Consider the following 12127-nt stretch of genomic DNA (forward strand, 5'->3'; position numbering starts at 1 on the left):
AATTTTTTAGCGTACATAAATAATTTGAGAGATGAAAAAAGGGGCCAAATATGGCCCCTTTTTGCTCACTCACACTGTTATTAACCTAAGCTTTTGCTCACTTAAGCTTGGCAATTATCTTAGTGCACGATACGGGCACGAATAGTGCCTTCAATGCTCTTCAATTTAGTGAGTGCTTGCTCACTTTGTGCAGTTTCTACTTCAATCACCACATAACCAATGGTCGGTGTGGTTTGCAGATACTGAGAAGCAATATTGATGTTTTCTGCAGAAAATGCCTGCACGATTTGGCTCAAAATACCCGGCTTGTTGTGGTGTACGTGCAGCAAACGGCTGGTATCTGGGTGCTCTGGCAGCGACACTTCTGGGAAGTTAACCGCAGACAAAGTAGAACCATTATCTGAGTATTTAATCAGTTTGCCCGCTACTTCGTAACCAATATTTTCCTGCGCTTCTTGAGTAGAGCCACCAATGTGCGGCGTTAAAATCACGTTGTCGAAGTTACGCAGCGGTGATACGAACTCTTCGTCGTTAGACTTAGGCTCAACCGGGAACACATCAATGGCTGCACCGGCAATGTGCTTAGTGGTAAGTGCACAGGCCAGCGCATCTATGTCCACCACAGTGCCGCGTGAGGCGTTGATCAAGATAGAGCCAGGCTTCATCATCGCCATCTCAGCGGCACCAAACATGTTCTGGGTTTGTGGGGTTTCCGGTACGTGCAAAGTCACCACATCTGACTGGCTCAGCAGCTGTTCTAGGTCGTAGACCTGAGTGGCATTACCCAATGACAACTTGGTTTCAATGTCGTAATAAGACACTTGCATGCCAATGCTTTCAGCAATAATGCTCAACTGAATACCAATGTGGCCATAACCGATAATCGCTAGGCGCTTGCCGCGGGCTTCAAAGGCATGAGTCGCAGTTTTTTGCCATTCGCCACGGTGTGCCTTCGCGTTACGCTCAGGAATACCACGCAACAACAACAGTATTTCGCCCAATACTAATTCGGCCACACTGCGGGTGTTGGAGAAAGGCGCGTTAAATACCGGAATACCGCGAATGGCGGCCGCATCCAAGTCCACTTGGTTGGTGCCGATGCAGAAGCACCCGATAGCCACCAGCTTTTCTGCCACATCCAGTACCGATTCGGTGATCTGGGTGCGAGAGCGTAAACCCACAAAATGTGCGTCTTTTATACGTTCTTTTAACTCTTCGTCCGTCAATGAGGTCTTTAAATAGTCGATATTGCTATAACCGGCATTTTTGAACATCTCAACAGCGCCTGTATGTACGCCTTCGAGTAATAAAATTTTAATCTTATCTTTATCTAAAGAGTAGAGAGCCATGACCTGTTCCTTTCTGACAGCTGCGTGAGTATGAGCTTAAAGTATCAAAAACATCGGCCTGAGGGAATTTATGTTATCAAAGTCACATTTTTTGATGTTATAAATTTTTTTTGAAGGTTAGCCGAGAGGAAATAGCGGGCTTGTGGCAGAGGTAAATGGTCATAAAAAAGCGTTAAGGGTGGAACTTGTGCGTCAGATCCTACTATGCAGGATTTCGCAGCTAGAGCACGCGACTACATTCGTGCTTCATGAACATACTGGCGGCGTTGCTACCCCCCTATTGCAACGCAGCCCTGTCGTAGAGTATGTAAAAACCGGTGTTAATTCAGTAAAAAGACCATTTGTACTTGGTCGCTAAACTCTATTTCGTTTTGTACATAACTGGCATCTCGATCTTCACTGGAAGCCATTTTCGCATTCATCATGCCATGGTGACGCGGAGCGGCTTGGCGCTGTGGCTGATACTCAATGGCATAGACCTCACCCAGTTTGCGATCCGCCGCCAGGCTAAGCTCTTCTGCAATCGTGCGCGCATTAGCAATGGCCGCAACACGGGCTTGTTGGCGTAGTTCATCTGCATTGCGACGGTCGTAACTCACTTGCTGAATATTTTGTACCCCCTGCTCTAAAATGGTGTTCAGGGTTTCACTTAGTTTATCGAGATCGTACAAGCGCACGCTGATTTGGCGCTCCGCTTGATAGCCCAGCAATTTAGGCGGAGCTTGATCTTTACCGTATTGATAATCGGGACGCGTGATCACGTTACCGCTGTCGATGTCTTTCTTAGTGACACCTAAACTGGCCAAATTACTGAATAACGCCGCCACTTTGGTGTCCACTTCTTCTTTGGCAGCGAGGCTTTCGGGTTTAAGCGCCGTAACCATCACCGTTAAAGTAGCCATATCGGGAGCAACGCGAATTTCAGATTGCCCTTGCGTCATCAAGTGCGCTTTATCGGGGACGGCAATGGCAAAGGCGCTGCTGCTAATGAGTAACGGCAGTAAGAAGAGAGTGCTCAGTGCTGTGGTGCGCATAAATACGGCCTCATTGTTTAGCGTATAAAACTAACAGAATTAAAGTATGAGTCATTTCATAAGTCAGGGTGACTATACACGGCTAGCCAATTAAGCACATCGTCCACCGCGGCGGTATTCAAGCTCAGTGTGTCAAGAGCAGACACATTAAGCGGTACCAATAAGCTCTCGGCATCTTGCAAAATATCCTCCACGCTTATGGTTACGGCTCGAGTTACGGACTCAGGCTCTGCGGATAGCAAAGGCGCGAGTTCGGATTCTGCTTGGAGCGCTTCAGTTTGGAGAGCATTGGCGGGAACGGTTGGGATTAGAATTTGTGCTAACAACCCGGCATCTGGGTGTTCAGCGACTGCGGTGAGTAACCGCCAAGCACATTCTTGGCCGTGCTCATCAAACAGTTTAATGTCTTCAGTTAAGGATGCGTTAACCAGTGACCATTGCTGAGCTAAAAAGTCGAAGCTAAACAGCGCCGTAGTTTCCTGTTCATACTCATCGTCTACCAACGCTATTTGCTCCAACTCTATTCTCTCCAATAAGCTGCCACTTATTGACCAAGGATCACCCACGCCATCATCAACCAGAATGTCTTTACCATCCCAATAATAATGAATGCCTTGTAATTGTACTTGGGTGATCTTGGCCATTATTACCTCTTTATCTGCCGATGGCAGGCAATTGGGTGTCAGCTATTGATGACCAGAACCTGATCTTCAAGCATGCTGTTGACCAGCTCAACGCTATTGGCAGAGCCATACATAGCTAACAAATCGACATTTTCAAACCGTATCTGTTGGCTATTTCCATTATCCGCAGAGACCTGAAGTAAGGTGTCGCCGTTATCCAGGCTAAAGCTCAGGTAATCGGAAAGATCGTCAAGGCCTGCATCCGTCAGCAAGGCACTCAGATCCAGTCTGTTCTCTGGGGTAAAGTCCGTGATGACATTGATCGACCCAGGATCAATCTCGGTGAAAATAAAGGTATCTATGCCCTCATCACCGTTCAGTAGGTTATTACCCATTCCAGCACTCAGTTCGTCGTTGCCGAGTCCACCTATCAGCACATCGATGTCGTCACCACCCGCCAGCTTGTCGTCACCGTCCAGCCCAAGAATATGCAGCTTATCATTCACCTCGGTCTGAATGGTGCCGGCCAGCGCCGAGCCAGACAAATGCTGGACTTCGCTGTCGATCTCGATACTAAACGGATGGCTCGTTTCCTCTCCGTTAACTCCTTTCGCGGTAAATTCAAACTTCAACAGGTCTCCCACTAGTGAAGCTCCGCTATACATAGGATCCAAGTTATGCAGGTCGAACTCGTAGCTGCCATCGATATTCATATCCAGCGTGAAAAACAGCGGACTACCGGCCTGTTCCAGTTGGTTATCGATAAAGGCTATCAGGCGTTCACCCACATAACTCTCACCATCAAATCTATCTTCTCTGGTCAGTTCAATACCGTCGGGGCAATTCTGCCACGACAGGTTAATACCCGTATTAATATCGCCCATGTCGATCAGCAAGTCGGCCGCCGCTAGTGCCGCGCCCCAGAGCCCCGCAAAGGATGCGGCGACATGAGGCAGACTAATATGATCTATCCAATAGCCAGAGAGCGGACAGGTCGAGCCTTCTCCTCCATTATTTCCGCCGTTGCCGTCGCTTTCCTCATTGTCTACGACGTCAGGCTGGGTCTGTCCGCCATCCTTAACGGTAATGTTCAGCGTGGCGCTGCTGGTATCACCATCACCGTCTGTCATGGTGTAACCGAAGGATTCTTTGAGACCAGCCTCAGGCACATCCCCCGGACCTGTATAGGTAAAGTCACCCGTCGACTTCATGGTAAAAACACCGTCGCTAGTAATAATATCCACCGAACCATTTTCCGGCACCTCGTAAGTATCTTCGCCGTAGGTTACGGAAATCACTCGGCCTACACCATCGGCTCCGCCCTCATCATTATCCAGCACATTACCCGTAACTACCGTCGAGGTCGGCACAGTGCCCTGCAGGGTAGCATCCAGCTCGTCAGCACTTTCAATCTCCAGAGTTTCGTCGCCACTGTTGCCGACTTTATCAAGCTCGTCTATCGCCCAATCCCCTTCTATGCCGACCGCTACGGCAGTCACATCGATATTTTCATCATCGACAAAAACCTGCCAGTCTGCGGGAGCAACTCCTCTGTTGGGGCCACCATCGGAAATAAAATACACTCGGTGTACTTCACCCTCTTTATCATTCTCGAGCTGACCAGTCAGAATAGTCTGGGCTTGATTCAAGGGATCGGCATAGTTGGTATACCCATCCGCCGTCAAGCTATCGATATGCTCAATGGCCTCTGCAGCAGTCATATCTACTCGAGTTCCTTTAACATCGCTCCCAAAATCAATCACGCTAATCCGTAACTCAGACGCTTTACCCTCATAGCTGTTGATTAGATTAATTAAGGCTTCCTTGGCCAGAACGAGTCTGTTTTCATGTTGCATACTCTCCGAGGTATCGATGATCAGCATCAAGTTATAACAGGGCAAGCCACCCTCAACCACGCTGAAGTTGTCGTCTACGGCTTCAGGCACATCATCGACAATATCGATACTGATGGTGCCTTGTTGGCTATTGCCGTTGGCGTCGGTCACCGTGTAGGTAAATGTTTCTTTACCCAACTCGGTGTTGGCACCGTCATTACCGGTGGTGGAGGTCACGGGCGACGTCAGGGTATAGGTGTAACTGCCATCTGCATTAAGTTGTATTTGGCCGTAAGTCCCTTCGGTACTGCTTACTAAGCTGTAAGTTAAAGTACCACTGCCGCCCGTCGCTGCGAGCTGTCCCGTGGCCGTTTCACGGGTATCGTCAGGATCACTGCCCTCCACAGTACCGGCCGCCAGATCGTCGCCATCTTTTTCTAAATCCAACGCTTTTTCGTAGACTACCAATGTCGGTGACTCACTAATGGCTAAGCCGCTGTCTGACAGATTAATGGTCAAGGTAGTGGTACTCTGATCGCCGTCACCATCTTGGATGGTGTAGGTAAATACATCCTGCGCGTCGTCTGGCAGCTCAGTATTGGCATTACTGGTGTAAGTGTAACTGCCATCGGCATTCAGTGTGAGCGATCCAAAGTCTCCTTCAATCACAGTGCTCACACCATTCAATACTGCGGTGCCGGTATCTCCTTTCATCACGCCAACTACACCGTGACGATCATCAATATCTTTATCAGTCACGCCGTATCGGCCATCGGCACCAAACTCATCATTATCTAACACGTTACCGCCAACGCTGCCACCTTCACCCACGTCTTTGATATCAGACTTGGCTTCAGGCACATCATCGACAATATCGATACTGATGGTGCCTTGTTGGCTATTGCCGTTGGCGTCGGTCACCGTGTAGGTAAATGTTTCTTTACCCAACTCGGTGTTGGCACCGTCATTATCGGTGGTGGAGGTCACGGGCGACGTCAGGGTATAGGTGTAACTGCCATCTGCATTAAGTTGTATTTGGCCGTAAGTCCCTTCGGTACTGCTTACTAAGCTGTAGGTTAAAGTACCACTGCCGCCCGTCGCTGCGAGCTGTCCCGTGGCCGTTTCACGGGTATCGTCAGGATCACTGCCCTCCACAGTACCGGCCGCCAGATCGTCGCCATCTTTTTCTAAATCCAACGCTTTTTCATACACTTCCACTTCCGTGGAGGGCGTGACCACAATGCCACTGTCTGACAGATTAATCGTCAACGTTGTGGTACTCAGATCCCCGTCACCATCTTGGATGGTGTAGGTAAAGATATCTTTCGCGTCTTTCGGCAGCTCGGTGTTAGCATTTTTGGTATAGGTGTAACTGCCATTGGCGTTTAACGTCAGGGTGCCGTAGGTGCCCGCAAACGCACTGTCTAGGTTCCCCGTGGCTGGTGCACTGGTATCTGCGCCTGCTTTAACGCCCACCACGCCACCACCTGCTGCGGCGCCATCGGCACCAAACTCATCAGGTTTGGCGCCATCGGTGAGCACGTTGCCTTCGGCAGTACCGCCTTCACTCACGCTGTTCGTATCCGCATACGCTATAGGGCCATCGTCTAGAATATGGATGGTTAGCTGGCCACTCGCCTGATCGCCATCATCATCGGTGACACGAACGGCAAAGCTTTCTGGCAAGGTATCTTCGCCATCGGTTTTATTTGCTTTAGGATGTTCAATAGCGCCCGTTAAGTCATAGCGCCACAGATACTCACCATTCTCCACCGTTACCGTGACGGTGCCATATGCACCAGGAACTGTGCCACCCAGAGTCACATCTACCCAAAGGCCATCGGCGCCCTGCACTTCTAACTTACCTAACTCATCATTACCGGTATTGATAGTAAACCGACCCGTGGTGCTTTCATTGTCACTAGGAGCATTACTACCATTGGGATCTAAGGCACGTTCTTCGACGAACGCGACGTTATTGCCGGCCTGAGGAAAACTATTGGTGGGGGTTAGAGGGGGGTCGACCTCTATAACTAACTCAGGAATAGAATTAGAAGCTAAAGGAGGAGCATCGTCATTAACATCACCGTCTAAGCCATCATCTGCTAATAAATCACCTAATTCTTCAAAAACAAAGGGCCCGAGCGCATTGGCAAAGGCCGTATCGTAACCCGCTTCTGCTATCAGGCTATCTCCCACTCTATCAATTACCACAAAGCCCGCATTACCACTGCTGCCATTAAACACACCGGTCGGCGTAGGATTACCCGCGGCGGGCGCCTCAAATAATTTACTCGGGTCTTCGCCGGCTAAAATCGCGGCTTGAATAGCAGCAATGTCACTTGCCGTGACAGGAGCTGTGTCTGCGGCTTCGTTAATCGAGGTGGCGGCTACTTTGGGAGCAGTAGGTGCATCTGCGTAGGTAATTTGGGTATTAGTGTCGGTCAGTAATACCATACCCGGCGCTAATACTTGGCCGACTGTCACCGCTTTAGTGATGCCGTTAGCACCAATAATAAAGGCACGACCTTGCAAGTTAGTGACTTGTATGGCGCTTTCAATGCGAGTGGCTTCCATGGCGTTATTCCTCCTAATGCTTAATTCCCTTAAGATTAGAAGCGAACGCCTTTTACATCCTGCACAATATTTAGACACAATGTGAGTCAATTATGGGCGTATCGTTCGAAATTTTAGAACGATTAAACCAAAGGCTGTGGCGGGCTGACAAAGCCTTGATAAGCATCCACATAGAGGGTTTGTAATATGGCCAGCTGTTGTGCCGTCTCGACGCGAGTGGCTATGGTTTGCGCGCCCATATTATGGGCGGCGCGGCACACAGCAGCTAAAAATGCCCCATCATAATCGGGCTGTGTTACCTGAGCGCTATAGCCGTAATCAAGCTTGACGTAAGCGGGCTTTAAATCACCCAGTTGAGTGAGTAAGTCAAAATGTCGACCAAAATGATCGATACCCCAGCTCAGAGGGAGTGCGCTAAGGGGCGCGAGCAGTGCGCTCTTATGCAATAAAAACACCCTCTCTGGCAGCTCTAACTGTAATCGCTCACTCACCTGAGTGTGCTGTGATAATAATTGGTGTAAATTATGCCAAAACTCAGGTTGGCGGCAACTGTATGCCGTGAGGTTAACGGCTAAGCGCAGCTCTGGCTTAGTTGCTAAGTACTGGAGTGCACGGTTAATAATATGCAGGTCTAACTGCTGTCCTAACTTAAATTGCTCCACCATGGCAAGAAAAGACCCGGCGCTATAGCAAGCATCGGGAGTACGAATTGCTACATATAACTCTTCGTGAAGTAAGTGGCCATTAACGGCAAACACGGCTTGGCTGCTTAATTCAAATAAATCATCGCGTAACGCAGTTTCAATTAATTGCTTCCACGCCAAACGGCCTAAATTTTCTTGGGCGCCTCCACTTTCGATGATCACAGCGGCAGTATCATCCATGCGCGCCTGACCTAAAGCGTTATCGGCACGAGTCAGCAGTAAACTGGCATTATCTTGGACGGTGATCACCGCAATGCCAACCAAAGATACCGGCTTAACAGCGGTGGAGTTCATCTGCAAGTCACTGATTAAACGATTAACTTCCTCACCTAATAAAAATAAATGCTCGCTATTATATTCTGGTATTAACAATGCAAATTCACGGGCAGAGATGCGGGAGATAACATGATCACTGTAGCGCTGGCACAGCTGGCGTAATTGCGCGGCTATCTGTTTGATCATCTGATCTCGAGCCGCAAAACCATGCTCTTGATCCACCTCTGCTAACATATCGACGGCCACTAGCATCACAGCACCGCGGTTACCCGCGCTCAACCAAGACTGAGTTTGAGTAACGAAATAAGCACGATTACCCAACTCTGAAGTAGGATCCCAAAAGGCACGACGACGTAAGCGCTCCACTTCGTCCGCCTGTTGTTGAAACTGCATATCCAACTTAGCGGACATAGTGTTAATGGCAAAAACCAGTTTCCTTAACTCTCGGGTTTTTGGCAGCGGGATGGGCTGAGTAATATGATGCTCGGTCACCTGTTCCGCTTGACGCTCAATATCATGCAGCGGCGCCAGCAAGTAACGCAGTGCCCACACGAGCAAAGCGGATACCAACAAAAAGCACAGTGCAAACCAAAAGGCTTGGCGACTCATCACTTGCCATAGCTGGTAATACGCTTGGCCCGCATGCCCTTCAACCGACAATCGGCCAAGCTGCAACCAGCCTGAGGTCAGCGTTGCTTCATGCTTGGCGCCAGAGAATAAGTTAAGCTGAGTAAACCAAGCAGGAATATCTTGTACCGGTGCGGCATGCTCACGGCTAATTTGTGTGCCTGCGGCTAATAGATCTAATTGTATTTTCTTATAGAAGCCACCATCAAAAATGGCGTTAATCACCGACTCTGCACCCACCGCATCACTGGTTTCTAAATAAGGCGTTAAGGCCAATCCTAAAGCGGTAACCGTATTAATAACGGTGGTTTCTTGCTGAGCGGCCAAATAATTTTTAGTGGCGTTAAATTGCACCGTATAAACGGTAATAAATAACATGACGAACAGTAACAACATGGTAAGTAAAAGCTGTCGATAGAGTGTCATAGTTAATGGTCCAAATTCATTTTAGGTTTTTGTAACCGCTCAATATCGATGCGGCCGCGAACATCATTCCACAGTGATAGTCGCGATGATTGACCCGCAAGCTGTCCTTTTCCTTTCTCTTGCATTAGCCATAAGTGCTGACCGTTAAAGCTATAAATAGGCGCTAAATCATGGCGCTCGCTGGCCAAGCGTAAGCTACCCTCTAAATTATCTAAAATTAGCGGCACCGCTTGGGGATAAGGATAATAAGCCACTACCATATGAAACTGATTTAAAGTGAGGGCTTTTACGTAGACCAAACGTAGTTTTTCATCTGCTATGCCTAACTCACGCAGGGTCACGTATTTCGCGACACTAAAATCTTCACAGTCACCACCGCCAACGCCTAAAAATTCCAGTGGTGTCGCCCAGTAATCTTGTTTGCCCCATAAGGCAATATCATCAATAAAACGTAAGCGATTAAAAAAAATATTAACCCTAGACAATAATTCTCGTTCCACAAGATTTTCTGTTTGCGCTTGGTGAACCAACAAGCGCCAAGCCTGAGTTCGCTGGGCGCCTGCTTGACCATAAAATTGGCGTACCGCCGCAATCATTTTTTTATCTTCGCCAAGTAAAGATTGAGCCGCTGCCCCCAGCCAGACTGCGGGAAAAGCAAGCCCAATCCATACGAGTAACGATACCAATAGCCGTGGCCTCATTAATTGGCACTAGGCTGTTCAACTTTGTAAACATTCCAGCGTAAACGCGCGCTCTCTGTCATCGAGGTTAACGCGCCCACCACTCGACGGTTAGCTGCCGCCACCTGTTCACCTTCGCCCATCAGCAACGGATGAGTTTCACCAAAACCGATAATCTCCAGTCGGTCACTCTCAACACCGGCGTTAATTAATGCGCTACGCGCCACTTCAGCACGGCGCTTAGATAAGGCCAAGTTATATTGCTCTGTACCCACTCGGCTGGTATGCCCCTCTATCAGCAATTTAAGCTCTCTATGCTGGGCCATAAAACTGGCCATGGTATTGATCTCACTTTGATACTTAGACTTAATAATCGACTTATCGTGATCGAATAAGATGATGATATCTTGTTGTAGCGCCAGATATTTCTTATCACCACAGCCATCATTGTCCACCTCGGCTTGCGATACCGAATCCAAGCAATTATCGCGTGCGCTAATCACCCCGTCTCGGTCTAGATCCGTTAAATCATAGGCCGCATTGGTATCTTGCTCAGGTGTGGCCGTTAAACTACACCCAGATAGAAATGATATAAGTACTAACAGCATCCATGGCTTCATTGTTTTGCTCCTTATTATATTCTTTTATGGGCCTATTTCTTCGCTTGCCACTGTTCGGGGCGCGTAAAACGAAAGGCATCCAATAACTGGCCAGACGCATTCATAATGCGGTATTCCGCGAGTATCTGATCATACTCCGCATTAATATAAGAGCGACGCGCCTCAAACAACTCATTTTCAGTATTCAACACGTCTAATAAGGTGCGACTTCCTAATGAAAATTGCTTTTTATAGGCATCAACCGTGCTGTAGGACGCTTCCACATGTTGACGTAAAAAGTCTTTTTGGCGGCCTAACGTTTCATACGCCGCCCACGCTAAGCGCATACCTTCATCAACCTGACGATGGGCATTCATCTTAATATCTTTGGCTTGCATCTCTTGGGCTGAGGTCGCTCGGCTGCGTGCCACATCAGCGCCACCATTGAACAGGTTGTAACGCATGCGCACCATGGCAGTATAATCCGTATTATGACCGGGCACACCGTCGATATCGTCGTCCCAATTACTGCCTAACTCTAAATGCACCTTAGGATAAAAGCCCGATTTTGCATCTCTATGCTGATAGTGGGCGGCATCTACATCAAACGCGGCGGCGGTAAGAGTAGGATGGCGCTCTTGAGCAATCACTAACGCATCATCCAGTGAAGGCGGTATAAAGTTAGCGTCGGCTTTGGGTTGGCGCAAGTCGTTGGGCGCTTGGTTAACCAAAGCAATATACTGACTTTGGCTATCTCTTAAGTTATTTTCTGCGGCCGTCATATTGGAATAAGCGCGTGCCACTCGTCCTTGAACTTGGCTAAAGTCTGCCGTTGAGCCAATACCTGAGTCGGTACGGCGTTGAATATCAGAGTTAATTTGCTCGTGCGTTTCTAAGTTACGTCGCGATAATTCAACCAATTCATCTTGGCGCAGCACATCTAAGTAAACCTCGGCTACTTTAAGCGCAATATTTTCGGCATCGGACAACAGTGCATAGCTTTGGGCATCGGCTTCTGCTTGCGTGCGGTGCACATTGCTTGAGGTTTTAAAGCCGTCAAACAATAACTGGCGTAAAGACAATCCGGCTTCTTTACGCGTTAGCTCCTCTGATTTCCCAGCTATCGCGCGCGTACCCGGACTATCTGTATATTCATAGCCAATTCCCGCATTGGCATCTAAGGTCGGGTAATAGCCAGCCACGGCTTCATCTTGCTGATATTGCCGTGCTTGGTACAGATGAAACGCCTCTTTAACCTTAGGGTGAGTCATTAACGTTTGGGTGACTGCCTCTTCTAAGGTCTCCGCTTGCAGCGGCAACACCAAACTGCTGCCGATTAGGATCGCAATCATAGTTTTCTTCATTGTAACGCTCCCTGATACAATAACATTTGCACT

At 48.5% G+C, this 12127-nt stretch carries 8 protein-coding genes; all 8 read right to left on the reverse strand.

What is annotated here, in order from left to right:
• Positions 1 to 119: 119 nt before the first annotated feature.
• On the reverse strand, positions 120 to 1349 hold the full coding sequence (serA, locus tag CBP31_RS02665) for a phosphoglycerate dehydrogenase (protein WP_087034754.1): 1230 nt from the start codon (positions 1347 to 1349) through the stop codon (positions 120 to 122).
• A gap of 320 nt (positions 1350 to 1669) precedes the next feature.
• Complete coding sequence (locus CBP31_RS02670) at positions 1670 to 2383, reverse strand: SIMPL domain-containing protein (protein WP_087034755.1); 714 nt, start codon at positions 2381 to 2383, stop codon at positions 1670 to 1672.
• Between the two features lie 56 nt (positions 2384 to 2439).
• Positions 2440 to 3027 (reverse strand): hypothetical protein, encoded by a 588-nt coding sequence (locus CBP31_RS02675; protein ID WP_087034756.1) that lies wholly within the window; start codon positions 3025 to 3027, stop codon positions 2440 to 2442.
• A gap of 38 nt (positions 3028 to 3065) precedes the next feature.
• On the reverse strand, positions 3066 to 7418 hold the full coding sequence (locus tag CBP31_RS02680; protein WP_087034757.1) for a retention module-containing protein: 4353 nt from the start codon (positions 7416 to 7418) through the stop codon (positions 3066 to 3068).
• A 122-nt stretch (positions 7419 to 7540) separates the two neighbouring features.
• The gene (locus CBP31_RS02685; RefSeq protein ID WP_087034758.1) at positions 7541 to 9451 is read right to left on the reverse strand and encodes an EAL domain-containing protein; all 1911 of its coding nucleotides are present in this window, start codon (positions 9449 to 9451) and stop codon (positions 7541 to 7543) included.
• A gap of 2 nt (positions 9452 to 9453) precedes the next feature.
• Complete coding sequence (locus tag CBP31_RS02690; RefSeq protein WP_087034759.1) at positions 9454 to 10152, reverse strand: transglutaminase-like cysteine peptidase; 699 nt, start codon at positions 10150 to 10152, stop codon at positions 9454 to 9456.
• Positions 10152 to 10751, reverse strand: coding sequence for an OmpA family protein (locus CBP31_RS02695; RefSeq protein WP_087034760.1), 600 nt, complete (start codon positions 10749 to 10751; stop codon positions 10152 to 10154). The genes CBP31_RS02690 and CBP31_RS02695 overlap by 1 nt, the downstream gene beginning before the upstream one ends.
• Positions 10752 to 10783: 32 nt before the next feature.
• Positions 10784 to 12094, reverse strand: coding sequence for a TolC family outer membrane protein (locus tag CBP31_RS02700; RefSeq protein ID WP_087034761.1), 1311 nt, complete (start codon positions 12092 to 12094; stop codon positions 10784 to 10786).
• Between the last annotated feature and the right edge of the window lie 33 nt (positions 12095 to 12127).

It is taken from the genome of Oceanisphaera profunda (assembly GCF_002157895.1).
Classification (GTDB): Bacteria; Pseudomonadota; Gammaproteobacteria; order Enterobacterales; family Aeromonadaceae; genus Oceanimonas; species Oceanimonas profunda.